This window comes from Comamonas sp. UBA7840, from assembly GCF_002501455.1.
Taxonomy (GTDB): domain Bacteria; phylum Pseudomonadota; class Gammaproteobacteria; order Burkholderiales; family Burkholderiaceae_C; genus Comamonas; species Comamonas jiangduensis.
On the sequence record NZ_DLTI01000012.1, the window covers coordinates 43,175 to 67,956 of the forward strand.

The 24,782-nt window shown below is 59.0% G+C and carries 24 protein-coding genes; 14 read left to right on the top strand and 10 right to left on the bottom strand.

The window, feature by feature from the left end; genetic code table 11:
• Position 1: 1 nt before the first annotated feature.
• The 3 genes from ugpE (at position 2) to ugpQ (ending at position 2,881) form a co-directional block, all read left to right on the top strand.
• The gene (gene ugpE, locus B3R00_RS02410) at positions 2-850 is read left to right on the top strand and encodes a sn-glycerol-3-phosphate ABC transporter permease UgpE (protein WP_284214086.1); all 849 of its coding nucleotides are present in this window, start codon (positions 2-4) and stop codon (positions 848-850) included.
• A 65-nt stretch (positions 851-915) separates the two neighbouring features.
• On the top strand, positions 916-1,923 hold the full coding sequence (locus B3R00_RS02415; RefSeq protein WP_286997223.1) for a sn-glycerol-3-phosphate import ATP-binding protein UgpC: 1,008 nt from the start codon (positions 916-918) through the stop codon (positions 1,921-1,923).
• A gap of 181 nt (positions 1,924-2,104) precedes the next feature.
• Positions 2,105-2,881, top strand: coding sequence for a glycerophosphodiester phosphodiesterase (gene ugpQ, locus B3R00_RS02420; protein WP_286997225.1), 777 nt, complete (start codon positions 2,105-2,107; stop codon positions 2,879-2,881).
• 176 nt (positions 2,882-3,057) lie between these two features.
• On the opposite strand, the gene B3R00_RS02425 is transcribed toward ugpQ, so the two are convergent.
• The 3 genes from B3R00_RS02425 to B3R00_RS02435 all read right to left on the bottom strand — a co-directional run bounded on the left by B3R00_RS02425 (position 3,058) and on the right by B3R00_RS02435 (position 6,148).
• Positions 3,058-4,029 carry a Bug family tripartite tricarboxylate transporter substrate binding protein gene (locus tag B3R00_RS02425; RefSeq protein WP_286997226.1) on the bottom strand — a complete coding sequence of 324 codons (972 nt, stop codon included), beginning with the start codon at positions 4,027-4,029 and terminating at the stop codon, positions 3,058-3,060.
• 233 nt (positions 4,030-4,262) lie between these two features.
• On the bottom strand, positions 4,263-5,165 hold the full coding sequence (locus B3R00_RS02430) for an N-formylglutamate amidohydrolase (RefSeq protein ID WP_286997227.1): 903 nt from the start codon (positions 5,163-5,165) through the stop codon (positions 4,263-4,265).
• Positions 5,165-6,148 carry a tripartite tricarboxylate transporter substrate binding protein BugE gene (locus B3R00_RS02435; protein WP_284214089.1) on the bottom strand — a complete coding sequence of 328 codons (984 nt, stop codon included), beginning with the start codon at positions 6,146-6,148 and terminating at the stop codon, positions 5,165-5,167. The genes B3R00_RS02430 and B3R00_RS02435 overlap by 1 nt, the downstream gene beginning before the upstream one ends.
• Positions 6,149-6,267: 119 nt before the next feature.
• On the opposite strand from B3R00_RS02435, the gene B3R00_RS02440 reads away from it, so the two are divergent.
• Positions 6,268-7,194, top strand: coding sequence for a LysR substrate-binding domain-containing protein (locus B3R00_RS02440; RefSeq protein ID WP_286997228.1), 927 nt, complete (start codon positions 6,268-6,270; stop codon positions 7,192-7,194).
• Here B3R00_RS02440 and B3R00_RS02445 read toward each other — a convergent pair.
• Positions 7,174-7,452 (bottom strand): hypothetical protein, encoded by a 279-nt coding sequence (locus B3R00_RS02445; RefSeq protein WP_286997229.1) that lies wholly within the window; start codon positions 7,450-7,452, stop codon positions 7,174-7,176. The genes B3R00_RS02440 and B3R00_RS02445 overlap by 21 nt on opposite strands.
• Positions 7,453-7,523: 71 nt before the next feature.
• On the opposite strand from B3R00_RS02445, the gene hemA reads away from it, so the two are divergent.
• From hemA to B3R00_RS02470, 5 genes are all read left to right on the top strand, one after another.
• On the top strand, positions 7,524-8,810 hold the full coding sequence (gene hemA / locus B3R00_RS02450) for a glutamyl-tRNA reductase (RefSeq protein ID WP_174862987.1): 1,287 nt from the start codon (positions 7,524-7,526) through the stop codon (positions 8,808-8,810).
• A gap of 111 nt (positions 8,811-8,921) precedes the next feature.
• Entirely contained in the window at positions 8,922-10,004 is a 1,083-nt protein-coding gene (gene prfA / locus B3R00_RS02455) for a peptide chain release factor 1 (protein WP_219163754.1), read from the top strand.
• Between the two features lie 83 nt (positions 10,005-10,087).
• On the top strand, positions 10,088-10,948 hold the full coding sequence (gene prmC / locus B3R00_RS02460; RefSeq protein ID WP_286997231.1) for a peptide chain release factor N(5)-glutamine methyltransferase: 861 nt from the start codon (positions 10,088-10,090) through the stop codon (positions 10,946-10,948).
• Between the two features lie 53 nt (positions 10,949-11,001).
• Positions 11,002-11,325, top strand: coding sequence for a Grx4 family monothiol glutaredoxin (grxD, locus tag B3R00_RS02465; protein ID WP_174862984.1), 324 nt, complete (start codon positions 11,002-11,004; stop codon positions 11,323-11,325).
• A 207-nt stretch (positions 11,326-11,532) separates the two neighbouring features.
• On the top strand, positions 11,533-13,029 hold the full coding sequence (locus B3R00_RS02470; RefSeq protein ID WP_286997233.1) for a hemolysin family protein: 1,497 nt from the start codon (positions 11,533-11,535) through the stop codon (positions 13,027-13,029).
• Positions 13,030-13,175: 146 nt separating this feature from the next.
• Here B3R00_RS02470 and B3R00_RS02475 read toward each other — a convergent pair whose 3' ends face one another.
• Both B3R00_RS02475 and B3R00_RS02480 read right to left on the bottom strand, forming a co-directional pair.
• Entirely contained in the window at positions 13,176-13,826 is a 651-nt protein-coding gene (locus B3R00_RS02475; protein WP_286997234.1) for a lytic transglycosylase domain-containing protein, read from the bottom strand.
• 115 nt (positions 13,827-13,941) lie between these two features.
• The gene (locus B3R00_RS02480; RefSeq protein ID WP_286997235.1) at positions 13,942-15,684 is read right to left on the bottom strand and encodes a proline--tRNA ligase; all 1,743 of its coding nucleotides are present in this window, start codon (positions 15,682-15,684) and stop codon (positions 13,942-13,944) included.
• A 93-nt stretch (positions 15,685-15,777) separates the two neighbouring features.
• On the opposite strand from B3R00_RS02480, the gene B3R00_RS02485 reads away from it, so the two are divergent.
• Positions 15,778-16,437, top strand: coding sequence for an RNA pyrophosphohydrolase (locus B3R00_RS02485; protein ID WP_286997236.1), 660 nt, complete (start codon positions 15,778-15,780; stop codon positions 16,435-16,437).
• A 78-nt stretch (positions 16,438-16,515) separates the two neighbouring features.
• On the opposite strand, the gene proB is transcribed toward B3R00_RS02485, so the two are convergent.
• The 4 genes from proB to rplU all read right to left on the bottom strand — a co-directional run bounded on the left by proB (position 16,516) and on the right by rplU (position 19,567).
• Positions 16,516-17,652 (bottom strand): glutamate 5-kinase, encoded by a 1,137-nt coding sequence (proB, locus tag B3R00_RS02490; RefSeq protein ID WP_286997237.1) that lies wholly within the window; start codon positions 17,650-17,652, stop codon positions 16,516-16,518.
• 79 nt (positions 17,653-17,731) lie between these two features.
• Complete coding sequence (gene cgtA / locus B3R00_RS02495) at positions 17,732-18,805, bottom strand: Obg family GTPase CgtA (protein ID WP_286997238.1); 1,074 nt, start codon at positions 18,803-18,805, stop codon at positions 17,732-17,734.
• 171 nt (positions 18,806-18,976) lie between these two features.
• Positions 18,977-19,237, bottom strand: a complete 261-nt coding sequence (rpmA, locus tag B3R00_RS02500) for a 50S ribosomal protein L27 (RefSeq protein WP_042416998.1) — start codon at positions 19,235-19,237, stop codon at positions 18,977-18,979.
• Positions 19,238-19,255: 18 nt separating this feature from the next.
• On the bottom strand, positions 19,256-19,567 hold the full coding sequence (rplU, locus tag B3R00_RS02505) for a 50S ribosomal protein L21 (RefSeq protein ID WP_174862979.1): 312 nt from the start codon (positions 19,565-19,567) through the stop codon (positions 19,256-19,258).
• 210 nt (positions 19,568-19,777) lie between these two features.
• On the opposite strand from rplU, the gene B3R00_RS02510 reads away from it, so the two are divergent.
• The 4 genes from B3R00_RS02510 (at position 19,778) to B3R00_RS02525 (ending at position 24,780) form a co-directional block, all read left to right on the top strand.
• Complete coding sequence (locus tag B3R00_RS02510; protein WP_286997380.1) at positions 19,778-20,707, top strand: polyprenyl synthetase family protein; 930 nt, start codon at positions 19,778-19,780, stop codon at positions 20,705-20,707.
• Between the two features lie 148 nt (positions 20,708-20,855).
• Entirely contained in the window at positions 20,856-22,598 is a 1,743-nt protein-coding gene (pilB, locus tag B3R00_RS02515) for a type IV-A pilus assembly ATPase PilB (protein ID WP_376747638.1), read from the top strand.
• An 89-nt stretch (positions 22,599-22,687) separates the two neighbouring features.
• The gene (locus B3R00_RS02520; protein ID WP_286997245.1) at positions 22,688-23,911 is read left to right on the top strand and encodes a type II secretion system F family protein; all 1,224 of its coding nucleotides are present in this window, start codon (positions 22,688-22,690) and stop codon (positions 23,909-23,911) included.
• The gene (locus B3R00_RS02525) at positions 23,911-24,780 is read left to right on the top strand and encodes a prepilin peptidase (protein ID WP_286997247.1); all 870 of its coding nucleotides are present in this window, start codon (positions 23,911-23,913) and stop codon (positions 24,778-24,780) included. The genes B3R00_RS02520 and B3R00_RS02525 overlap by 1 nt, the downstream gene beginning before the upstream one ends.
• Positions 24,781-24,782 lie beyond the last annotated feature (2 nt).

Sequence of the window (24,782 nt, forward strand, 5' to 3'; positions counted from 1 at the left end):
CATGGTTGACCGCAACCCCTGGCTGAACATCCTGTCGCACGCCGTGCTGATTCTCGGCGTAGCGATTGTTGCCTTCCCGCTGTATCTGGCGCTGGTCGCTTCGACCCACACCGCGTCTGACATTGTGCAATCCCCCATGCCGCTGCTGCCTGGCGTGCATATGTGGGAAAACTACAAAGAAGCACTGCTGGGCTCCGGCAAGCTGGGCTCCAACACCAACGTCGTGCACATGATGTGGGTGAGCTTTGTGGTGGCCATGATCATCACCGTCGGCAAAATCGCCATTTCTTTGCTGTCGGCGTTTGCCATCGTGTACTTCCGCTTCCCCTTCAAGATGCTGTGCTTCTGGGCCATCTTCTTGACGTTGATGCTGCCCGTGGAAGTGCGTATCTTGCCCACTTACAAAGTGGTGGCTGATCTGGGCCTGCTCAACAGCTATGCCGGTTTGTCGCTGCCGCTGATTGCTTCGGCCACGGCCACTTTCTTGTTCCGTCAGTTCTTCTTGACTGTCCCTGATGAGCTGGTGGAAGCCGCCCGCATTGACGGCGCAGGCGCCATGCGCTTTTTCAAGGACATCTTGGTGCCCCTGTCCAAGACCTCGATTGCTGCGCTGTTTGTGATCCAGTTCATCTATGGCTGGAACCAGTACCTGTGGCCGCTCTTGATGACCACCTCGGAAGACATGTACCCCGTGGTGATCGGTATCAAGCGCATGCTGGCCGGTGGTGAAGCTGCTGTGGACTGGAACATTGTGATGGCCACCGCCATCTTGGCGATGCTGCCCCCCACCTTGGTGGTGATCCTGATGCAAAAGTGGTTTGTCAAAGGCTTGGTGGATACCGAGAAGTAAATCTCGCCCCATTGCCCCCATCCACCTTCTTTTGACCCATTGAACGAATACTTGGAAGACCTGTCATGGCATCCATCTCTTTAAAGAACATCATCAAGCGTTACGGCACCGGCAAGACGGCTGTCCCCGTGATTCACGGCATCAACGTCGAAATCAAGGACGGCGAATTCGTCGTGCTGGTAGGCCCCTCGGGCTGCGGCAAGTCCACCTTGCTGCGCATGATTGCAGGCCTGGAAGAAATCACCGATGGTGACCTGATCATTGCCGACAAAAAGGTCAATGACTTGGAGCCCGCCAAGCGCAACATTGCCATGGTGTTCCAGAACTACGCGCTGTACCCGCACATGACCAACTACGAGAACATGGCCTATGGCCTGAAGCTCGCCAAGGTGCCCGAAGCGGAAATCAAGCAGCGCGTAGACAAGGCCGCCAAGATTTTGGAGCTGAGCCACCTGCTCGACCGCAAGCCCCGCCAACTGTCGGGCGGCCAGCGCCAGCGCGTGGCCATGGGCCGTGCCATCGTGCGCCAGCCCCAGGTGTTTTTGTTTGACGAACCGCTGTCGAACCTGGATGCCAAGCTGCGCGGCCAAACCCGTCTGGAGATCCAGAAGCTGCACGCCGAGCTGGGTATCACCTCGCTGTTCGTGACCCACGACCAGATCGAAGCCATGACGCTGGCCCAGCGCATGGTCGTGATGAACGGCGGCAACGTGGAGCAATTTGGCACCCCCGAAGAGGTCTACCACACCCCTGCGTCGACCTTTGTGGCCAGCTTCATCGGCTCGCCCCCCATGAACCTGCTGAAAAACGCGCCCAACGGCAAGCCCGGTTTGATTTTGGGTATCCGCCCTGAGCACATCGATCTGGTGGAAGCAGGTGGCGTGGAGTTCAAGGTGGAAACCGTGGAACTGCTGGGTGCAGAGCGCCTGCTGTACGGCAAGGTGGGCGGTGAGAGCGTGACCGTGCGCGTGGAAGAAGGCAAGCCCTATCCCAAGCCTGGCGAGACGGCCTACATCAGCGCACGCGAAGATCGTTTGCACTGGTTCAACGCTGAAACTGGCAAGCGCGTATAAATCTCAAACACCCCCTGAGCGGCTTTGCCGCTTCCCCCTCTCTGGCTACGCGGGAGGGGGACGACACCCTCGGTGCGGGGCGGCCCTTCCTCGGTGTCTCCTGCTTGGATCGTGGTGACTTGCGTGCCCACTTCCAAACTCGCAGCAATGTGTGAAGCCGCAAAATTTTGTTGGATTAACCATGACGACTGCTTTAAAACCTTGGCCTTACCCCCGCTGGGTAGCCCACCGCGGCGCGGGCAAGCTGGCACCTGAAAACACCCTCAGCGCCTTCCGTCTGGGTGCGCTGCATGGCTACCGCTTTTTTGAATGCGATGCCAAGCTCAGCAAAGACGGCGTGCTGTTTTTGATGCACGACGCCACGCTGGATCGCACCACCAACGCCAGCGGCGTGGGCGGCGCATTGACCATGGGCGAAATCGCCCAGCTCGATGCCGGCAGCTGGCACTCGCGCGCGTATGCAGGCGAAGCACTGCCCACGCTGGAAGCGCTGGCACGCTGGTGCTTGGCCAACCATCTGGATTTGAATGTAGAGATCAAGCCCACGCCCGGCCAAGAACTGGAGACTGGCCGCGCCTGTGGTGCGCTGATGAACCGCATCTGGCCCCAGGACATCACCCAGCCACTGTTCACCTCGTTCAAGCCCGAAGCCCTGCAAGGCGCACGCGAAGTGGCACCGCACATTCCACGCGGCCTGTTGGTGGACAAGTTCGCCGATGGCACGGGCGATGCGGACCTGAAGATTGCCACCGACTTGGACTGCCACGCCATGGTGCTCAACCATGCGCTGTGGGACGAAGCACTGGTGGCCAAGGTGCACGGCGCGGGCCTGCGCTGCAGCAGCTACACCGTCAACGATGCATGGGCCGCGCAACGCCTGATTGACCTGGGAACCGATGGCATCATCACCGACCGTGTGGACCTGTTCAGCCCTGCACAAACGGGCCAGCACATCTAAAAAAGTAGCTGCTAGCGCTTATCAATAAATACTCTCAGATATAAAAGCATCGGAAACCATTGTTAAACGAGCGCTATCAGCTATCAAAAAAAAGGCCTTCCTGCGCAGGAAGGCCTTTTTTGATGGGACTGCAATGGTAATGGTACTAAACCAGCGCTGAACCAGCGCTACGTTGCTCAGTCCATCTTGGTGCCAGAACGCTTGACCGCATCGGCCCAGCGCGGCATTTCGCCTTCCAGGAAAGTCTTGAACTGGGCGGCGCCCATGAAGTCAGGATTGGCGCCTTGGCTGACCATGCGCTCGCGCAGCTCGGGGTTTTCCATCACCTTCTGGAAGGCCTGGCTGAGGCGATCGACCACCGGCTGGGGAGTGCCCGCCGGGGCCAGAAAGCCGTAAAAGCCTACCACTTCAAACCCCTTCAGACCGGCTTCAATGGCCGTCGGAATTTCAGGCAACGCAGGGTTGCGCTCCTTGCTGGTCACCGCCAGCGCACGCACCTTGCCCTGCTTGTGATAAGCAGCGGCCTGCGGAATGCTCTCCGCCATGAACTGCACCTGGCCGCCCATCAAATCGGTGAAGGCGGGCGCGCTGCCCTTGTAGGGGATGTGCACCATCTCAATGCCCGCCGCAGTCTTCAGCATCTCAGGCACCAAATGGCTGATGCCGCCGTTGCCCGCCGAGCCAAAGTTCACCTTGCCAGGGTTGGCCTTGGCGTAGCTGATGAGCTCTGGCAGGGTCTTGGTGGGCATGCTGTTGCTCACCAGCAGCGCCAGCGGCTGCATGGCTGTGCGCGCAATCGGCGTGAAGTCGCGCAGGGTCTGGTAGGGCAACTTGGGGTAGAGCGCGGGGTTGATCACCATCACCCCGGTGTTGGCAATCATCAGCGTGTGCCCATCTGCGGGCGCATTTTTGACATCTTGCGCCCCCAGCGTGCCGCCGGCACCGGGTTTGTAGTCCATCACGATGGTCTGGCCCAGCTCTGTTTGCAGCTTGTCTGCCAGCAAACGCGCATGCTGGTCCAGCGGGCCACCGGCAGGAAAGCCCATCACGATGCGAATGGGTTTGGAGGGAAAGCTCTGGGCCTGTGCCCCCAAGGCCAACAGCAGCCCTGCAGCCAGTGCCACGCCTGCGCGCGCGATGTGTTTCATGGTGTCTCTCTCGTTATGCTGAGCCAGGAAAAGCACGCTGGTCACTTCCCAGAATGCTGCACGGCAGCTGCCGTGTCGGCGGATTCTAGGAAAGGCACCGTTGCACCGCGCTGGGGCTTGCCCGCTTTCATGACACTTTTGTGACAAATTGATGACAAGCGCGCCACGCACCCATAAAAAAAACCGCAACCACCAATGCAGCGGTTGCGGTGTGGGTGTAGAGGTGCAGCAACTCAGCCCATGCGCTCCAAGCCACTGGCTGTGCGCACAAACTCTGCCACTTCGGCCATCACGCCTTGCAAGTCTTGCTGCAGCGGCGCAAAACCTGCGCTGGGCAAGCGTGTGGCTTCGTCCAGATAGATGCGACGGTTGATTTCAATTTGCAGGCTGTGGCGGCCATATGCGGGCTGGCCAATGCGGCCAATCAGCGCCACACCTTTGTAAGGCTCGTTATAGGCCACGCTATAGCCCCGGGCCTGCAAGGCATCACCAATGAGATGGATGAACGCAGGGTCGCAGGTGCTGCCATCCCGATCCCCCAGCACAAAGTCGGCCAGGTGTTTTTCGGGCGACCCCAGGCGCTGGTACACATCACTGGGCATGGAGTGCAGGTTGAGGTGCCACACGCAGCCAAAGCGGTCCACGCTCCAGCGAATGGCTTGCGCCAGCGCCGCGTGGTAGGGCTTCCAGTAGTGCGCAATGCGCTGCTGGACCTCAGCCACGCTGAGTTTGCGGTCATACACCGGCGTGGCTTGCCCCGCTTGGTTGACTTGCTCCCACACCAGCCCCAGACCTTGCAGCGTCTTGGGCCCGGGGTGCAAAGGCACGGGCCATGCACCGTCCAGCATGGCGGGGTTGATGTCATCTTCCTCGCGGTTGGGGTCAATGTAGGTGCGCGGAAAGGTGGCCTCAATCAGCGTTGCGCCGTGCTCGGGCCAGGCCTGCCACAGCTGCTCGACCAAGCTGTCTTCCCCCCGGCGCAGCAGCGCCAGGGGCAAGGCATAGCCAAAGTCTGCAGGGTACGCGGTGCCGCTGTGCGGCGAGTCGCACACCAGCGGCAGCACCGCGCCCTGCGGCGGATGCACCAGTACGGGGGCATCCGGGCGGGGCTTCAGAAAATCAAGCGTGTCTTGCATCAATCAATTTTGATGTTGGCGCGCTTGGCCACTGCGGTGTAGCGGGCAATCGCAGCGTCGATTTGCTTGGAGAACTCTTCAGGCGTGTTGGCCATACCTTCGCCAGCAATGTCTTTTTGCTTTTGCTGGTAGCCGGGGTCTTGCATGGCCTTGTGTGCGGCCGCATTCAGCTTGTCGATGATGGCCTTGGGCGTGCCAGCAGGCGCAACCAGCCCGAACCAGCCGCCATCACCCATCTGGGGGTAGCCCAGCTCGGTGTAGGTGGGCACATCGGGCAGCAGCTCGGTGCGCTTGAGCGCCAGCACCGCCAGCGGACGCAGCTTGCCCGCCTTGATGTTGGTCAGCGACGAGGACAGGTTGTCCGTCATGGCATTGACCTGGCCGCCCAAGGCATCGTTCAACGCCTGGCCAGCGCCCTTGTAGGGAATGTGCAGCAGATCAATGCCCGCCAAGTTCATGAAATTTTCGATATTGGCGTGGCCCAGCGAGCCTGTGCCGGGCGAGGCAAAGCTGTACTTGCCGGGTTCCTTCTTGGCCAATGCAATGAACTCTTGCATGGTCTTGGCTGGCACGCTGGGGTGCACCACAAACACGCTGGGCACCGCCATCACATTGGTGATGGGGGCGAAGTCTTTTTTCGCGTCGTAAGGCAGCTTGCTCACAATGGCTGGATTGGCTCCGTGGGTGGACACCGTCGCCATGCCGATGGTGTAGCCGTCAGGGGCCGACTTGGCAATTTCTGCCGCACCAATAGCGCCACCCGCGCCGCCCTTGTTCTCGATCACCACCGCCTGCCCCAAGATCGGCCCCATCTTGTCGGCCAGCAGGCGCGCCACGATATCGGTCGAGCCACCTGCACCAAACGGCACGATCAACTTGATGGGACGGCTGGGGTAGTTGTCAGCAGCCCAGGCAGCAGGCGCCACGGCAGCCAATGCCGCAGCAGCGGCCACGGTCGAGAGCAGGGTACGACGCAGATTCATAGGGTTTCTCCTCGGTGGGTGCGATGGTATGAGTAATGAGCACACATTCTTGGCCACAAGACAGCCAGTGAAAAGGGACAAAAAAACAAGCACCCATTACCAAAAGTCATAATTCAGGCATGCGCATGCAATCCCCTTCTCTGTCGGAACTCCACGCCTTTGCCGAGGCGGCGCGGCTGGGCAGTTACACCCAGGCCGCTGAATCGCTGCACGTCACCCAAGGTGCCATCAGTCGCGCGATTGCGCGCCTGGAAACCCATCTGGGCTTTGCCGTGTTTGAGCGCCAAGGCCGCCGCAGCGTACTCACCACGGCCGGACGCCAGTACCTGGATGCAATTGGCCCGGCCATTTTCACGATTGAATCGGCCACGCAGGCCATGCGCCGCAAGCGCGATGGGCGGCACGTGCGCCTGTCCATGCCCCCCACACTGTTCAGCCACTGGCTGATTCCGCGCCTGCCTGACTTCAACGCCCAGCACCCGGGTACGGTGCTGTCGTTTGCCCCGTACCGGCGCGACGACCCGCTGACTTCGCCCGATATTGATGCCTGGATCCGCATCGGCAGTCAGCCCTTCCCCGAAACCTTGCAGGCCGACTATCTGGTGGGGCGCGACCTGGTGCCCATTTGCCTGCCGCAAGACGCTTTGGTACTGCATCGCCCGCAAGACCTGCTGCGCCGCCCGCTGCTGGCCCACACCAACTACCCCGACAACTGGGCGCGCTGGTTTGAAAAAATGGGCTGCGATGGTCCCTACCCTGCACCGGCGGCCGACTTTGAGCTGGTTGGCATGCTGGTGCAAGCCGTCATTGCCGGCATGGGCATTGCCGTGGTGCAACGCTGCTTGATTGAAGATGATTTGGCCGCCGGGCGTATTGCCATTCCCGTGCACCGGCCGTTCCAGATTGAGCGCGGCTACTTTCTGTGCCAGCCGGCCTCTCGCCCGGCGTCGCATGCCTTGCAAGATTTCAAGGCGTGGTTGCTGGCGCAGGCATTGGCAGACCAGCAACGCACAGCACTTGGCCTGTCAGCTGCGCCAGCCGCCTGACATCAGCCACTGGCATGTGCCCATCGCCAGCACCAACACGCCATACGTGCCCATGCGCCCGTCTTGCCCCAGCAGCACCACACCCAATGCCAGCACCAAAATGCCCAGCAGCGCATTCACACTGGCCATGTGATACCAGGGCAGCACATGCGCACGCTGACGTCCCACCAAGCGCGCGCCTGCAGCCAGCACCAGTGCGAGGAAAACCGCCGGCGCCACAAAGCTGGTGAGGTGAATCAGGAAGTCAAGTGCAGACATAGAAATGACACAGATCAAGTCTTTGATCGGTAGGACAGCGCAAATGCTGCACAAATTTTATAATCCAAGGCATGGCAGTCTGGGCACTCGGCATCAATCACAACACGGCACCGTTAGATTTACGGGGCCGTTTTGCGTTTGCGATTGACCAAATCGCACCCACGCTGCATGGACTGCGCGAAGCACTTTCCAGTGCCACGCGCCACCCTGAGGTGGAAACCGCCATTCTCTCCACCTGCAACCGCACCGAAATTTACTGCGCTGCAGGTGCGCCCGCATTGGAGCACACCCTGGGCTGGCTGGCCCATTCCGGTGGCGTCAGCACCGATGTGCTGCGCTCGCACTCTTACTTGCTGGAAGAAGGCTCCGTCGCACGCCACGCCTTCCGCGTGGCCTCGGGCCTGGACTCCATGGTGCTCGGTGAAACCCAGATTCTGGGCCAGATGAAAAACGCCGTGCGCGCGGCCGAAGAAGCAGGCGCCCTGGGCTCGACGCTCAACCAGCTCTTTCAGCGCAGCTTTGCGGTGGCCAAAGAAGTGCGCAGCTCCACCGAGATTGGCGAGCACAGCATCAGCATGGCCGCCGCTGCCGTGCGCCTGGCGGGCCAGCTGTTTGAAGACCTGAGCCAAATTCGCATTCTGTTTGTGGGCGCTGGCGAGATGATTGAACTCGCCACCGCGCACTTTGCGGCCAAAAACCCCGCCCACATCACCATTGCCAACCGCACCATGGAGCGCGGTGAAAAGCTGGCGGCGCGCATCGGCGCCAGCGTGATGCCGCTGGCCGAGATTCCCGAGCACCTGCACGAGTACGACGCCATCATCAGCTGCACGGCCTCCACCTTGCCCATCATTGGCCTGGGGGCGATTGAGCGGGCGCTGAAGAAGCGCAAGCACCGCCCCATGTTCATGGTCGACCTGGCTGTGCCGCGCGACATTGAACCCGAGGTCAAAGACCTGCGCGACGTGTACCTGTACACCGTGGACGATCTGGCCAGCGTGGTGCGCACCGCCCAGGCCCAGCGCCAGGCCACCGTGGCCGAGGCCGAAGTCATCATCGACGCCGGGGTGAGCAACTTCATGCAGTGGATGCACCAGCGAGCCCAGGGTGGCGTGGTGCCCTTCATCCAGCAGCTCAATGCCCAGACCGATGCTTGGCGTGAAGCCGAAATTGCCCGCGCCAAGAAACTGTTGGCCAAGGGCGAAGATGTGGATGCCGTGCTCGACGCCCTGTCGCGCGGCCTGACGCAAAAAATGATGCACGGCACCTTGGCGGCCCTGCACAAGGGCAGCGAGCAAGAACGCGCCCAGACCCTGGACACCGTCTCCAAACTGTTTCTGCGCCCCGGCAAACGTTAGCTACGTTCTCTGCGCGGCTTTGCATTCAAAGCAAAAAATGCCTCTAGCGCTTATCTAGCAAGCGCTTACAGCTATACTTTACGTAGCGCATTCTTTTTTCTGACCACCACCATGAAACCATTTCTGCGCACCCAGCTGGAGCGCTACGCCCAGCGCCTTGAAGAACTGGACTTTTTGCTCTCGCGCGAAGACATCATGGGCGACATGCAAAAGTACCGCACCATCTCGCGCGAACACGCGGATGTGACCGCCGTGGCGGGCCGCTACCAGCGCTACCTGCAAACCGAGGCCGACATGGCCACCGCCCGGGAGATGCTGGACGACCCCGACATGGCCGAGATGGCGCAAGAAGAAATTGCCCAGGGCGAGGCCGCGCTGCTGCAGTTGGAAGACGAGCTGCAGCGCCTGCTGCTGCCCAAAGACCCGGACGACGCACGCCCCGCCTATGTCGAAATCCGCGCCGGCACGGGCGGTGACGAATCCGCCCTGTTTGCGGGGGATGTGGCCCGCATGTACACCCGCTACGCGGCCAATGTGGGCTGGAAGGTGGAGATCATGAGCGCCAACGAAAACGAAATTGGCGGCTACAAGGAAATCGTGCTGCGCATTGAGGGTGACAACGTCTATGGCGCACTCAAGTTTGAGTCGGGCGGCCACCGCGTGCAGCGCGTGCCTGCCACCGAAACCCAGGGCCGCATCCACACCAGCGCCTGTACTGTAGCCGTGATGCCCGAGCCCGATGAAACCGCCGCCATCACGCTCAACCCCGCAGACCTGCGCATTGACACCTTCCGCGCCAGCGGTGCGGGTGGCCAGCACATCAACAAGACCGACTCGGCCGTGCGCGTGGTGCACATTCCCACGGGCATCGTCGCCGAATGCCAGGACGGCCGCAGCCAGCACAGCAACAAGGCCAAGGCCCTGCAGGTGCTGCAAGCGCGCATCCAGGAAAAAGAACGCAAAGAGCGCGAAGCCAAGGAAGCCGCACTGCGCAAGGGCCTGATTGGCTCAGGCGACCGCAGCGACCGCATTCGCACTTACAACTTCCCGCAAGGGCGCCTGACCGACCACCGCATCAACCTGACGCTGTACAAGCTGCTCAACATCATGGAAGGTGATTTGGGCGATGTGATTGAAGCGCTCAAGCAAGCGCGCGAGGCCGAACTGCTGGCCGAGCTGGAAGTGAATACCTAAGAACCGCCCAGTCAACGCCCGATAGCTTTACCAGCAAAATCACCCTCTAACGCTTATTCCACCTGCGCCAGCAGCTATACAAAGTGAATACCTCTTTGACTTTGCAGCAAGCCCTGCTCCAAGCCCACCACCAGGGGATGGAGCGCATTGATGCGCAAATGCTGCTGCTGCATGTGCTGGGCCAAGCGAATGCGGGCCGCGCCTGGCTGCTCACCCACGACAGCGATGTGCTGACGCCCGAGCAACAGTCGCGTTTTGCAGCGCTGTGTGCGCAGCGCTTGGACGGCGTGCCGGTGGCCTACCTGACAGGCTGCAAAGAATTTTTCGGTTTGCCGCTGCACGTGGATGCCCGCGTGCTGGATCCACGCCCCGACACAGAGACACTGGTGGAGTGGGCGCTGGATGTGCTTGAAAAAACCGTTTCACCCCGCATTCTGGATTTAGGCACGGGCAGCGGCGCGATTGCCCTGGCCCTGCAAAGCCAGCGCCCCGACGCCAGCGTGACTGCGGTGGACTTCAGCCAGGATGCACTCGATGTGGCCGCCGCCAATGCCCGGCGCCTGCAGTTGCCGGTGCACTTGGTGCAGTCTTCCTGGCTGGAGCAGGTGGGCGGCGTGTTTGATGCCATCGTCAGCAACCCGCCCTACATTCGCGAAGCGGACGAACACATGCCTGCGCTGCGCCATGAGCCGCGCCATGCGCTGACCAGTGGCGAGGATGGGCTGCAAGATATCCGCACCATCATTGCCCAGGCGCCTGCGCACCTGAAAGCAGGTGGCTGGTTGCTGCTGGAGCATGGCTGGGATCAGGCCGCCGATGTGCAGTCCCTGCTGCGCACGGCAGGTTTTACGCAGGTGCACAGCCGCCAGGATCTGGCAGTTATGGACCGCTGCACGGGCGGTCAAATCCCGGAATCTGCCGCGGCAGCCAATACAGTGAAATAATCGACAGGATTGCCGGGTTGCGCAAACCCTGGCTCCCCTGCAAGGAGATCTCCATGAGCGACGTACAACAACGCATTGACCAACTGGTCAAAAACAACGACATCCTGCTGTTCATGAAGGGCAGCGCCAGCTTCCCCATGTGCGGCTTCTCGGGCCGTGCCATTCAAATTTTGAAGGCTTGCGGCGTCGAGCCCAAGGCTATTGCCACCGTGAACGTACTGGAAGACCAGGAAATTCGCCAAGGCATCAAGGACTACAGCAACTGGCCCACCATTCCCCAGCTGTACATCAAGGGCGAATTCATCGGCGGCTCGGACATCATGATGGAGATGTACGAATCGGGCGAGTTGCAACAAGTGATCAACGGCCAGGCCTGATCCGCGCCAGATGCACACTTTGGGACCACTGCCAACCCCAATGACCAGTTCGGCTGGCATGGCCCCTGCTTTATCCAAAACCGCCCACAGGGGCGGTTTTTTCGTTCTCGGCCGCAGGGCAGCGGTACGAGGCAATCCTGATGCCTGCATGCGAAGGAGGCATGCACAATGGTGACATTCGGCCGTCACCTGCCATCCCACTGACTTATGACGCTCACCCAAAGCCTGCTCATCATTGCGCTGCTGATTGCTGCCAGCGCCTTCGTAGCCGTGGCCGAGATTTCCTTGGCCGCTTCCCGCCGTCTGCGTCTGCGACAGATGGCCGACGAAGGCGACCCCCGTGCAGAAAAAGCCATCCAGCTGCAAGAGCAACCCGGCGACTACTTCACCGTGGTACAAGTGGGCCAAAACGCCATCGCCATTTTGGGCGGTATCGTGGGTGAAAGCGCTTTAAGTACCACGCTGGCAGGTATCTTGACCTGGTGGATGCCAGAGAGCTCGGCACAGCACCTGGGCTCGGTACTGTCCTTCTTTGTCATCACCTCACTGTTCATCTTGTTTGCGGACTTGCTGCCGCGCCGCCTGAGCATGATCGAGCCCGAGGCGCTGCTGCTGCGCGTGCTGGGCCCGATGCAGCTGTGCATCACCTTCTTCAAGCCGGTGGTGTGGTTCTACGGCCGCCTGACCGACGCCCTCATCCGCTTGCTGGGCCTGCCCGACAAGCGCGATGAGCAAATCACCTCGGACGATATCTTGGCCATGACCGAGGCCGGTGCCCGTGCGGGTGTGCTGGCCGAGCGCGAGCAACAGGCGATTGCCAACATCTTCGAGCTGGACACGCGCACGGTGGCATCGGCCATGACGCAGCGCGACAGCGTTGCCTACTTTCTGCGTGACGACCCGGACCAGGTGATCCGGGCGCGCATTGCCGAGGAGCCGTTCTCCACCTACCCAGTGTGCGATGGCGACATCGACCACATCGTGGGCTATGTGGACGCCAAAGACCTGTTCCAGCGTGTGCTCAACAACCAGCCCATTTCGTTGCAAGACGACAGCCTGATCCGCAAAATCTTGATGGTGCCGGACAAGCTGACGCTGGCCGAGGTGCTCGACCAGTTCCAGCAAGCCCACGAAGACTTTGCCGCCATCTTGAACGAATACAGCCTGGTGGTCGGCGTGGTGACGCTGAACGACGTGATGAGTACGGTGATGGGCGATCTGGTATCGCCCGACGATGAGGAGCAAATCATTCAGCGCGATGAAAACTCGTGGCTGATCGACGGCATCACCCCCATCGACGACGTGATGCGCTCTCTGGACTTGGCCGCCCTGCCCAACGAAGAGGAATACGAGACGCTGGCGGGCTTTTTGATGGTAATGCTGCGCCGCGTGCCACGGCGCACCGACCGCGTGGATTGGGGCGGCTATCGCTTTGAAGTGATGGACGTGGACAGCTACCGCATCGATCAGGTGCTGGTCACGCGCATGCAAGAAGGGGAGGCGGTGGTGTCGCACCAGCAGCCCCACCCAGCTTCCACCTTGTCGGCAGTGGCCGCCGTTGTGGCCACCGGGCCTGCGGCCCATCCGGCATCCGCGCCTGCCCCAGAGGCACAGGTAACGGCGGCATCGGCAGAGCCAGCGGCGCAGCCCAACCCAGCGGTCACAGCCACTACGCCCTCTGCCGAGACCCCCAGCGTGCCTTGAGGCGCTGTTAAAAACAGAGCTGCTTGCGCAGATAAACAAAGGGATTCAGAGCATAAAAGCTCTGAATCCCTTTGTTTTTAAGCGCCAACCGCTCACATTATGAATAGCGCTGCCCGCCCAGCCCGGCAGCGCGATCGGCTGGCACCTCAGACTGGGCGCGGTGCATTCGCATCAAACATCCACTGCTTTTGCGCACCCAGCACCAGGCTAGGGTATTTGTCTTTGCCGCGGCTGCCGTTGTAGCGCCCCAGCGCCATGAACAGATCCCCCCGCTCACGCTCCAGATAGTGGCGCAAGATCACGCAGCCAAAGCGCAGATTGGTCTGCATGTGAAACAGCTTGCCCGCATCACCATCGCCAATCACGCGCGTCCAAAACGGCATGATTTGCATATAGCCACGCGCCCCCGCCACTGACACCGCAAACTTGCGAAAACCGCTTTCCACCTGAATCAGCCCCAGCACCAGCGATACCTCCAGCCCCGCACGCTTGGCCTCGTACCACACGGTCTGCAGAAAATCACGGCGCACCTCCCAATCGGGAATGCGGCGATGCAGCCTGTCGCTCATGGTGGTGAGCCAGCGCAGATACGCGATGCGTGCGTCCGTAGAGACGAACACCGGCTCAGGCGGCGCCAAATCCCCCACGGCCGCACTCAAGGCACTGCGCACAGAATCGGCCAGCGGTTCTTCCAACTGCGCCCCAGCCCATGCAGGCGCAGCCACGCTGGCCGCGCAGGCAGACAGCGCCCCCAGCCATTGGCGGCGCGTACAGATTCGGTGGGGGACTTCCCTCATGGTGTGTGATGCGGTCGTTGTTATGGGCTTTGCAGCACGCAGTGTGGCGCAGTTCTTGGCTGCCATCAATGCAAAAAGGCAGCCAAAGCTGCCTTTTGTGTGGCGCTGCGGCTAATTACAAGCCCAGCTTGGCCTTGAGGTGGGCCAGCACATCGCTAGGTGCAATCTTGGTGGCCTCGGTATCCCGGCGGGCTTGGTATTCCACCACGCCTTCCTTCAAGCCTCGGTCACCCAGCACCACGCGGTGGGGCACGCCAATCAGTTCCCAATCGGCCAGCATGGCGCCAGGGCGCTCGTCGCGGTCGTCCAGAATCACGTCCACGCCCAGTGCCAGCAGTTCGGCGTACAGCTTTTCCGCTTCGGCCTTCACGGCTTCGCTGCGGCCCATGCCGATGGGGCAGATCACCACGGTGAACGGCGCGATGGCATCGGGCCAGATCATGCCGCGCTCGTCATGGTTTTGCTCGACAGCCGCTGCAGGCAGGCGAGTCACGCCAATGCCGTAGCAGCCCATTTCGAAGTGCTGGGGTTTGCCGTTGTCACCCAGGAAGGTGGCGTTCATGGCCTGGGAGTACTTGGTGCCCAGATAGAAGACGTGGCCAATTTCAATGCCGCGCTCAATGGCCAGCTCGCCCGCGCCGTCGGGGGACTTGTCGCCCGCCACCACATTGCGCAGGTCGGCCACCACGGTGGGCTCGGGCAGGTCACGGCCAAAGTTCACGCCAGTGATGTGGAAGTCTTCCTCGTTGGCACCGCAGACCCAGTCGGCCATCACAGCCACTTCACGGTCCACCACCAGCTTCACGGGCTGCTTCAGGCCGATGGGGCCCAAGTAGCCGGGCTTGCAGCCAAAGTGCGCTTCAATCTCGCCCACGGTAGCAAAACGGAAGCCCGCCAGGCCCTCGACCTTGCAGACCTTGATCTCGTTCATTTCATGGTCGCCACGCAACAGCAGCAGCCAGACCTGGGTCTTGACGATTTCGCCCGCTTCATTGGTCTCATCAGTAGCCAGCACCAGCGACTTCACGGTGTGGCTCAGCGGCAAGCCCAACTGCGCCGCCACGGCTTCGCAGGTGCTATTGCCGGGGGTCGCCACCTTTTCCATGGCCTTGGTCGCCGCAGGGCGGGGGCCAGCTGGCGGCAGGCACTCGGCCTTTTCGATATTGGCGGCGTAGTCGCTGTTAGGGCAGTAGACGATGGCGTCTTCACCCGTGGAAGCGATCACCTGGAACTCTTCACTCAGGTCACCGCCGATGGCGCCCGAATCGGCACGCACGGCGCGGTACTGCAGACCAAAGCGGTCAAAGATGCGCTTGTAGGCTTCGCGCATGGTCTGGTAGCTGATCTGTGCGCTGTCGCGGTCTTTGTCGAAGGAATAGGCGTCCTTCATGATGAACTCGCGACCACGCATCAGGCCAAAGCGGGGGCGGCGCTCGTCGCGGAACTTGGTCTGAATTTGGTACAGGTTCTTGGGCAGCTGTTTGTAGCTCTTGAACTCCTGGCGCGCGATATCGGTCACCACCTCTTCGGAAGTGGGCTGAATCACAAAGTCGCGGCCATGGCGATCCTGGATGCGCAGCAGCTCAGGGCCCATCTTCTCAAAGCGGCCGGTTTCCTGCCACAGCTCGGCGGGCTGCACCACGGGCATGGTCACCTCAATGGCACCAGCACGGTTCATTTCCTCGCGCACGATGGCTTCCACCTTGCGGATCACGCGCAAGCCCATGGGCATGTAGTTGTAGATGCCTGCACCCAGCTTTTTGATCATGCCAGCCCGCGTCATGAGCTTGTGGCTGACCACTTCGGCATCGGCCGGAGCTTCTTTGAGGGTGGAGATAAGAAATTGGGAGGCTTTCATGGAACTGGCAATTCAGTGGAAATAGGCATGGCCCGCTTGTCGATCACAAGGGGCCATGCATAATGAACGCAATATATAAATTGGGGTTCGATTATGCTTGACCGGGACGGATTTCGCCCGAACGTCGGCATCATCCTGCTCAACCAGAAGAACCAGGTGTTCTGGGGCAAACGCATTCGCACCCACAGCTGGCAGTTTCCGCAAGGCGGTATTGATCGGGGTGAAACCCCTGAGCAAGCCATGTTCCGGGAATTGCATGAAGAAGTGGGTCTCATGCCCAACCACGTTCGCGTGGTAGCAAGAACAAGGGACTGGTTGCGCTACGAGGTGCCAGATCGTTACATACGCCGTGATGCGCGTGGTCATTACAAGGGGCAAAAGCAGATTTGGTTTTTACTCCAGCTGCTCGGCCAAGACTGGGACTTGAACCTGCGCGCTACCGACCACCCAGAGTTCGACGCTTGGCGCTGGAACGATTACTGGGTGCCACTGGATGTGGTGGTGGAGTTCAAACGGGGTGTCTATGAAATGGCACTCACTGAGTTGGCCCGCTACATACCCCGCTCCGAGCAACAGCGCAACCGCTATCTGCGCAGTGGCATGCGGCCACGCGATGGCCAAGATCCCTCGCAACCTGCGCCACGCACGGCACAGCCCCTGCGCAGTCATGGCCTGCTTCAAAACCCTGGTATGGAACTCCCGCCCGGTGCCAGTTTTGACCCAGACCCGCAAAACGAAGTCAATAATCGGTAAATCAAAAAATCCCGCTTGCCTTGCTGCACAGCGGGATTTTTTTATGGCTGCCAAACGGATTAGCGCACGCGCGCAGCCTCAGTGCTGCACCACCATATTGTCACGGTGCACCATCTCTGGCTCGCCACAGTAGCCCAGCAACTGCTCCACTTCAGAAGATGCATGCTTGCACAGCAAACGGGCTTCGGCGCTGGAATAGTTGGCCAAACCGCGCGCAATTTCCTTGCCCTCCGCATCGCGCACAGCAATCACATCGCCGCGTGAAAAGTCGCCGTCCACCGCCACCATGCCCACGGGCAGCAAGCTCTTGCCTTCCTCGCGCAGCTTGAGCACCGCACCGGCATCGATGGTGACCGAACCACGCATTTGCAGGTGATCGCGAATCCATTGCTTACGCGCTTGGTTTTTGTGCGTGGGCGCCACCAGCAAAGTACCAATCGATTCGCCCCGGGTCAGGCGCAGCAGTGCATCAGGCTCACGTCCCCAGGCAATCACGGTGGAGGTGCCCGAGCCTGCAGCACGCTTGGCCGCCAAAATCTTGGTCAGCATGCCCCCCGTGCCCACGCTGGAGCCTGCACCGCCGGCCATCGCTTCCAGCTGCGGATTGCCCGCCTGCGCTTCATGCACAAATTGCGCATCAGGGTTGCGCCGCGGGTCTGCGGTGTACAGGCCTTTTTGGTCGGTCAAGATGACATAGGCATCTGCATCCACCAAGTTAGCGACCAGTGCGCCCAAGGTATCGTTGTCGCCGAACTTGATTTCGTCGTTGACCACGGTGTCGTTCTCGTTGATCACCGGCACTACGCCCAGCTTGAGCAAGGTCAGCAAGGTAGAGCGCGCATTCAGATAGCGCTCGCGATCGGCCAAGTCCGCATGGGTGAGTAAGACCTGCGCACTGCCCACGTGGTGGTTGCGCAGCTTGGTTTCATACATCTGCACCAAGCCCATCTGGCCTACGGCAGCGGCTGCTTGCAACTCATGAATTTCTTTGGGGCGGGTGGCCCAACCCAAACGCTTCATGCCTTCTGCCACGGCGCCGCTGGAGACCATGATCACCTCGCGGCGAACCCCGTCATCACCATGCACGAGGGCTGCCAACTGGCGCGACCACTCTTCAATCGCAGCTTCATCGAGGCCACGCCCCTCATTGGTCACTAAACTGGAGCCGACCTTGACCACGATGCGGCGTGCATCTTGCAAAACACGGGAAGACATGATTTAAAGCTTTTTAGGCCTCTAACGCTTATGCAGCAAGCGCCAGAAGCTATCAATCAAGAAGCAGAAAGACTGCGTTTTACTCTGGCGAACCGCCAGCAAAACGTGGATCGTACTCTGCTTCTTGGGGCTGCTCTGCCTGCTGCACCACATGCACGTGCTTGAAGATCTCTTGCACCAAACGCTCGGTGCCTTCGCGCGCTAACGCCGAGATCTCAAACACGGGCCCCTTCCACTTGAAGCGCTTCACAAAGTCTTTGACCTTGGCGGCGCGCTCTTCGACCGGGATCATGTCCAGCTTGTTGAGCACCAGCCAGCGCGGCTTGCTGTAGAGCTCTTCGTCGTATTTTTTGAGCTCTTGGACGATCGCCTTGGCCTGTTCCACCGGGTCTATGCCATCGTCAAACGGTGCCAGATCGACAATGTGCAGCAGCAAGCGTGTGCGCTGCAAATGACGCAGGAACTGGTGACCCAGGCCCGCACCGTCGGATGCACCTTCGATCAGCCCTGGAATGTCGGCAATCACAAAGCTTTGCTCTGGGCCCACACGCACCACGCCCAGATTGGGGTGCAAGGTCGTGAAGGGATAGTCCGCAATCTTGGGGCGTGCATTGGACACCGACGAGATAAACGTGGACTTGCCGGCATTAGGCATCCCCAGCAGACCTACATCGGCCAGCACCTTCAACTCCAGCTTCAGCGCGAAACGCTCCCCGGCGCGACCTGGGGTTTTCTGGCGGGGTGCACGGTTGATGGCGCTTTTGAAGCGCAAGTTACCAAAACCGCCGTCACCGCCCTTGGCCAAAATGATCTTTTCGCCAGCTGTCAGCAACTCATGTAGCACTTCACCGGTTTCTTCATCCGAAATGATCGTACCCACAGGCAGGCGCAGCGTAATGTCTTTACCGGCTGCACCAAACATGTCATTGCCCATACCGTTTTCACCGCGCTGCGCTTCGTGGCGCCGGGAGTAACGGTAGTCAATGAGCGTATTCAAATTCACATCAGCCATGGCATAGACGTGGCCACCACGGCCACCGTCACCACCGTCGGGTCCGCCGAATTCCTTGTATTTTTCGTGGCGGAACGTGGCTGCGCCATTGCCACCATCGCCGGCGGCAATTTCAATATAGGCTTCATCGACGAACTTCATGAGGCTTTTCCGTGATTCATTAGAGAGACGAGCACCCACGGTGCCGGTCTGAAAGCATAAGCCAAGCATTGGCTTGGCCTGCTGCAAAGGGGCATTACCCACTCTGCTTCAAAAAACAACAAAGCCCCGACGCATCGGGGCTTTGTGTGTGTCAGCTGACGCTTGTGCTAATTAAGCAGCAGGCGTGATGCTGACCGTGTGCTTGGACAGAGCGCCCTTGGTGTCAAAAGACACGTGGCCGTCCACCAAAGCAAACAAAGTGTGATCCTTGCCGATACCGACGTTGGTGCCGGGGTGGAACTTGGTACCACGCTGGCGCACGATGATCGAGCCTGCGCTGATCAACTCGCCACCGAAGGCCTTCACACCCAGCATTTTTGGCTTGGAGTCACGTCCGTTGCGCGTAGAGCCGCCGCCTTTTTTCTGTGCCATGACTTAGCTCCTTCAGAATTAAGCAGCAATCGCCACGATTTGCAGCTCTGTGAACTGCTGGCGATGGCCTTGGGATTTAGCGTAGTGCTTACGACGACGCAGCTTGAAGATGCGTACTTTGTCGTGCTTGCCGTGAGCAACAATCGTTGCCTTCACAGTTGCGCCGGACACCAGGGGAGTGCCAACCTTCAGTTCTGCGCCGTTGCCGACTGCCAAAACTTGGTCGATCACGATTTCCTGGCCTACGTCCGCAGCAATCTGTTCTACCTTGATTTTTTCGCCAGCAGCAACACGATACTGTTTGCCGCCGGTTTTTATGACCGCGTACATGTAAACCTCTTTCGATTCTTGAGTCTCCGCAGACGATTTTCTACGGAAGCCGACTATTGTACGCACAAACATCTATTGCCGCCCAAGCCCCCAACCTTATTCCGACTAGGATATCGAGTGGCTCTTCCTATAATTGGCCACTCTCTTGGTGGCATTACCTTGAATACAGCAACTCTTACTTCCAACCCCCTCGCTCTGATCGCCGAAGACATGCAGGCGATGGACCGTGTCATTGCACAGCGCCTGACAACCAGTGTCCCCCTCATCGGTCAGATTTCCCACTACATCATTGCGGCGGGCGGCAAGCGTTTGCGCCCCGCGCTGCTGTTGATGGTGAGCAACGCGCTGGGCAACAGCCATCCTCACAAGCATTTGCTGGCAGCCGTGGTGGAATTGATCCATACCGCCACCTTGCTGCATGACGATGTGGTGGATGAGTCCACAATGCGCCGTGGCCGCCCAACCGCCAATGAGTCGTTTGGCAATCCGGCCAGTGTGCTGGTGGGCGACTTCTTGCACACCCGCTCCTTTCAGATGATGGTGGAAGCAGGCAATATGCGCATCTTGCAAGTGCTGTCAGATGCCACCAACATCATTGCCGAAGGTGAAGTGCAGCAACTCATCAACACCCACGACGCATCCCTGGATGAAAACGGGTATTTGCACGTCATTCGCTCTAAAACCGCAAAGTTGTTTGAGGCCAGCACCCAAATTGCAGCCATTTTGGCCAATACTTCGCCCGCAGTAGAAGCGGCTTGCGCCACTTTTGGCCAAGCATTGGGCACGGCCTTTCAGATCATCGACGACGTTTTAGACTATGACGGCGACGCCCATGAAATGGGCAAAAACCTAGGCGATGACTTACGCGAAGGCAAGTGCACACTCCCTCTCATCATTGCCATGCAACGGGCCAACGCCACCGATGCGGAGATCGTACGTCAAGCGATTGAGCAAGGCTCCACCGATCAGTTGCAGAGTATTTTGCAAATTGTGAAGACGACCGGAGCACTTGACGCAACCCGCCAAGCTGCGCATGACGAAGCCATGCGCGCCATCGCCGCACTGGAGATGCTACCCACCAATCCTTTCACGCAAGCCATGGAGCAACTGGCCGCACAACTGTTGTTGCGACGCACATGACCATGTAAGCAAAGGTACGTGCGTTTTATACCTAGCACGTCAAACCTAGTGAAAAAGCCTGCTCCTGCAGGCTTTTTACATCTATACAGCGTCTTCGCTATCGGGGATGATGCTCGCATCACATAAACAAAACTCCCATGCTTGGGCAATGACTGCTGCTACAACTGCTCACACCCTCACGTCCACTATGACCACTCCACTTGCGGGCTTGGCCCGCGCCTTGGTCAGCGCAGGGCATCTTTCCGAGGCTGCTGCGCAGGAAATTTCCCACAAAGCCAGTGCCAGCAAAAATAGCTTTGTGGCACAGTTGGTTGCCAGTGGACGCCTGCCAGCCATCGATTTGGCACATTGCATTGCACATATTTTCAGCACACCTTTGCTGGACTTGGATGCGGTAGACCCTGCGCGGCTACCAAAGGATCTGCTTGACGCCAAGTTGTGCGCTACGCACAAAGTACTACCACTGCTCAAACGGGGTAACCGCTTAGTCGTCGCAACCGCAGACCCCTCTGACAAGGAGGCTGCGGAAAAAATCAAATTTACCGCCCAAATGGGTGTGGACTGGGTCATCGTAGAACACGACAAGTTGCTTCGTCTCGTCGAATCCAGCACCAAGAGCGTGACAGAAGCACTAGATACCTTCAGTGCCGATGGTGATTTTCAGTTCGATGACATCAAAGACATCCCTGAGAACGAAGAAAAAGACGTAGGCGCCTCCGAGGTTGAAGATGCCCCGGTCGTCAAGTTTTTGCACAAAATGCTGATTGATGCGTTCAATATGCGCGCATCCGATTTGCATTTTGAACCTTACGAGCACACCTACCGCGTACGCTTTCGTATTGATGGAGAGTTGCGCGAAATTGCCTCGCCCCCCATTGCTATCAAGGAAAAGCTGGCATCACGCATCAAGGTTATCTCTCGCCTGGACATTTCTGAAAAACGCGTTCCGCAAGATGGCCGCATGAAGCTCAAGGTGGGCGCCGACCGCGTGATTGACTTTCGTGTCTCCACACTTCCCACGCTGTTTGGCGAAAAAATCGTGATCCGTATTTTGGATCCAAACAGTGCCAAGATGGGGATCGATGCTCTGGGCTATGAAGCCGATGAAAAAAAACGCCTGCTCGACGCCATTCAGCGCCCCTACGGCATGATTTTGGTGACTGGACCCACAGGCTCTGGCAAAACCGTATCCCTCTACAGTTGTTTGAACCTGCTGAACAAACCCGGTGTCAACATCTCAACAGCAGAAGATCCGTCTGAAATCAATATGCCGGGGGTCAATCAAGTCAACGTCAATGAAAAGGCCGGCCTCACTTTTGCGACGGCATTGAAGTCCTTCTTGCGCCAAGATCCTGACGTCATCATGGTCGGCGAAATTCGCGACCTGGAGACTGCCGACATCTCCATCAAAGCCGCGCAAACCGGACACTTGGTGCTATCCACGTTGCACACCAACGATGCGCCGACTACCCTCACGCGGATGCGCAACATGGGCATTGCCCCCTTCAATATCGCATCCAGCGTCATTTTGATTACTGCGCAGCGCTTGGCGCGGCGTTTGTGCCCGCAATGCAAGCAACCCCACGAGGTGCCCCACGAAACGCTGCTCGAAGCAGGCTATGCAAGCGATCAGCTCGATGGCACATGGGTGCCTTACAAAGCGGTCGGCTGCAGTGCTTGCAACAACGGCTACAAAGGCCGTGTCGGTATCTACCAAGTAATGCCGATCAGCGAAGCACAGCAACAAATTATTTTGCGCGATGGCAGTGCGCTGGATATCGCAGCGCAAGCCAAGCTTGAAGGGGTGAAGTCTTTGCGCGAATCTGGTCTGGACAAGGTGAAGCTGGGCGTTACCTCTTTGGAAGAGGTCTTGGCCGTCACCAATCTTTGACACCCAAGTTTTGATTTGAAGCCGGGCCGCGAAAACGAGCTGCCTGCAAAACACTTAACAACAACACTGACAGCAGAGGGAGCAGCGGTATGGCACACGCAGCAAGAGGCAAAGCCACTGCCAAAGAGTTCGTCTTTGAATGGGCGGGTAAAGACCGTCAAGGCAAAGAGTTACGCGGAGAAATGCGGGCAGCTGGCGAAGCACAGGTGCAAGCTTCTTTGCGTCGACAAGGTGTTTTCATCACCAAGCTGAAAAAGCGCAACATGCGCACGGGTAAAAAAATTAAGCCCAAAGACATTGCTTTGTTTACCCGCCAGATGGCCACCATGATGAAAGCTGGGGTGCCATTGCTGCAATCTTTTGACATTGTGGGGCGAGGCAACCCCAACGCCAGCGTCACCAAGCTGCTCAATGACATCCGCCAGGATGTGGAAACCGGCACATCGCTGAGCGTGGCATTTCGCAGGCACCCCATGTACTTCGATGCCTTGTACTGCAACTTGATCGAAGCAGGTGAAGCCGCAGGTATTTTGGAAACGCTGATGGATCGCTTGGCGACCTACATGGAAAAAACCGAGGCCATCAAAAGCAAGATCAAGTCCGCTTTGATGTATCCAACCTCTGTGGTCATCGTGGCTTTCATCGTGGTCACGGTCATCATGATTTTTGTGATCCCAGCGTTCAAGGAGGTTTTCACTTCTTTCGGCGCCGACTTACCAACGCCTACGCTGCTGGTTATGGCCATCAGTGAATTTTTTGTGGAATATTGGTGGCTGATATTTGGAGTACTGGGCGCGGGAGGGTACTTTTTTATGCAGGCATGGCGGCGCAGTCCAAAAATGCAGCGGGCCATGGATCGCATGCTGCTCAAAATGCCCATTTTTGGCACGCTTATCGACAAGTCCTGCGTGGCACGCTGGACACGTACCCTCTCCACCATGTTCGCCGCAGGCATACCTTTGGTGGAAGCTCTGGACTCCGTGGGCGGCGCATCGGGCAACAGCGTGTTCAAAGAAGCCACCGATCGCATTCAAAATGAAGTCTCTACCGGCACCAGCTTGAATATTGCCATGAGCAACACCAATGTATTTCCGTCGATGGTGCTGCAAATGTGCGCGATTGGCGAAGAATCTGGCTCAATTGATCACATGCTGTCCAAGGCTGCAGACTTTTATGAACAAGAAGTGGATGAAATGGTGGCCGGGCTTTCCAGCTTGATGGAGCCCATCATCATCGTGTTTTTGGGCGGCATTATTGGCGGCATCGTGGTGGCCATGTATCTGCCTATCTTCAAATTGGGGCAAGTGGTTTGATGGATTTCCTCATACAAGGCGACGTCGCCTTGGCAGCGCTGCTGGGCCTGCTGATTGGTAGTTTTTTGAATGTGGTGATCCATCGCCTCCCGCAAATGATGGAGGCGCAATGGGATGCCGAATGCGCAGAGCACCAAGCTGCCAAGGCGGGCGCCGAATACCGCCCCGCATCGCCCGCACTCACCCTGTGCCAACCACGCTCGCGCTGTCCACACTGCGGCCACGCCATCACCTGGCACGAGAACATTCCGGTACTGAGCTGGATTTTTTTGCGCGGCAAATGTCGTGTGTGCAAACAAGGCATCAGCGCACGCTACCCCCTAGTGGAAATCACCACCGCAGCAGTGTTTGCATGGATTGTTCACCGCTGTGGCTTCACCTATGAAGCCTGGGCGTGGTGCGGCTTTAGTGCTGCGCTGCTGACCCTGGCGCTGATCGACTGGGACACCACCCTGCTGCCGGACGACATCACCCTTCCTTTGCTTTGGGCAGGCCTGTTGAGCACGGCTTTGGGCTGGACAGGTATTGATCTGCCCAGCGCGCTGTGGGGGGCGGTTGCAGGCTATGGTTCTTTGTGGAGCATTTATTGGCTCTTCAAGCTGGTCACTGGCAAAGAGGGTATGGGCTACGGCGACTTCAAACTCTTTGCGGCGCTGGGCGCATGGTTTGGCTGGCAAGCGCTGGTCCCGATTATTTTGATGGCATCGGTGATTGGCGCCATCGTCGGCATTGCCATGAAGCTGAACAGCAAACTGCGCGAAGGCGGTTACATCCCCTTTGGCCCTTTTTTGGCTGGCGCAGGTTTTACCGCCATGTTCTTTGGCCATGAGCGCATTCTGTCCACCGTATTGCGCTCCTTGGGTTTGTGAAG

Bases quoted from the DNA above. Each gene is read 5' to 3' on its own strand.
- B3R00_RS02475 (WP_286997234.1), bottom strand. From the start codon at position 13,826: ATGAGGGAAGTCCCCCACCGAATCTGTACGCGCCGCCAATGGCTGGGG.
- B3R00_RS02470 (WP_286997233.1), top strand. From the start codon at position 11,533: ATGACGCTCACCCAAAGCCTGCTCATCATTGCGCTGCTGATTGCTGCC.
- B3R00_RS02480 (WP_286997235.1), bottom strand. From the start codon at position 15,684: ATGAAAGCCTCCCAATTTCTTATCTCCACCCTCAAAGAAGCTCCGGCC.
- ugpE (WP_284214086.1), top strand. From the start codon at position 2: ATGGTTGACCGCAACCCCTGGCTGAACATCCTGTCGCACGCCGTGCTG.
- rpmA (WP_042416998.1), bottom strand. From the start codon at position 19,237: ATGGCACAGAAAAAAGGCGGCGGCTCTACGCGCAACGGACGTGACTCC.
- B3R00_RS02430 (WP_286997227.1), bottom strand. From the start codon at position 5,165: ATGCAAGACACGCTTGATTTTCTGAAGCCCCGCCCGGATGCCCCCGTA.
- hemA (WP_174862987.1), top strand. From the start codon at position 7,524: ATGGCAGTCTGGGCACTCGGCATCAATCACAACACGGCACCGTTAGAT.
- grxD (WP_174862984.1), top strand. From the start codon at position 11,002: ATGAGCGACGTACAACAACGCATTGACCAACTGGTCAAAAACAACGAC.
- B3R00_RS02510 (WP_286997380.1), top strand. From the start codon at position 19,778: ATGCAGGCGATGGACCGTGTCATTGCACAGCGCCTGACAACCAGTGTC.
- proB (WP_286997237.1), bottom strand. From the start codon at position 17,652: ATGTCTTCCCGTGTTTTGCAAGATGCACGCCGCATCGTGGTCAAGGTC.
- B3R00_RS02425 (WP_286997226.1), bottom strand. From the start codon at position 4,029: ATGAAACACATCGCGCGCGCAGGCGTGGCACTGGCTGCAGGGCTGCTG.
- pilB (WP_376747638.1), top strand. From the start codon at position 20,856: ATGACTGCTGCTACAACTGCTCACACCCTCACGTCCACTATGACCACT.
- B3R00_RS02440 (WP_286997228.1), top strand. From the start codon at position 6,268: ATGCGCATGCAATCCCCTTCTCTGTCGGAACTCCACGCCTTTGCCGAG.
- B3R00_RS02520 (WP_286997245.1), top strand. From the start codon at position 22,688: ATGGCACACGCAGCAAGAGGCAAAGCCACTGCCAAAGAGTTCGTCTTT.
- cgtA (WP_286997238.1), bottom strand. From the start codon at position 18,805: ATGAAGTTCGTCGATGAAGCCTATATTGAAATTGCCGCCGGCGATGGT.
- prfA (WP_219163754.1), top strand. From the start codon at position 8,922: ATGAAACCATTTCTGCGCACCCAGCTGGAGCGCTACGCCCAGCGCCTT.
- ugpQ (WP_286997225.1), top strand. From the start codon at position 2,105: ATGACGACTGCTTTAAAACCTTGGCCTTACCCCCGCTGGGTAGCCCAC.
- B3R00_RS02525 (WP_286997247.1), top strand. From the start codon at position 23,911: ATGGATTTCCTCATACAAGGCGACGTCGCCTTGGCAGCGCTGCTGGGC.
- B3R00_RS02415 (WP_286997223.1), top strand. From the start codon at position 916: ATGGCATCCATCTCTTTAAAGAACATCATCAAGCGTTACGGCACCGGC.
- rplU (WP_174862979.1), bottom strand. From the start codon at position 19,567: ATGTACGCGGTCATAAAAACCGGCGGCAAACAGTATCGTGTTGCTGCT.
- B3R00_RS02485 (WP_286997236.1), top strand. From the start codon at position 15,778: ATGCTTGACCGGGACGGATTTCGCCCGAACGTCGGCATCATCCTGCTC.
- B3R00_RS02435 (WP_284214089.1), bottom strand. From the start codon at position 6,148: ATGAATCTGCGTCGTACCCTGCTCTCGACCGTGGCCGCTGCTGCGGCA.
- B3R00_RS02445 (WP_286997229.1), bottom strand. From the start codon at position 7,452: ATGTCTGCACTTGACTTCCTGATTCACCTCACCAGCTTTGTGGCGCCG.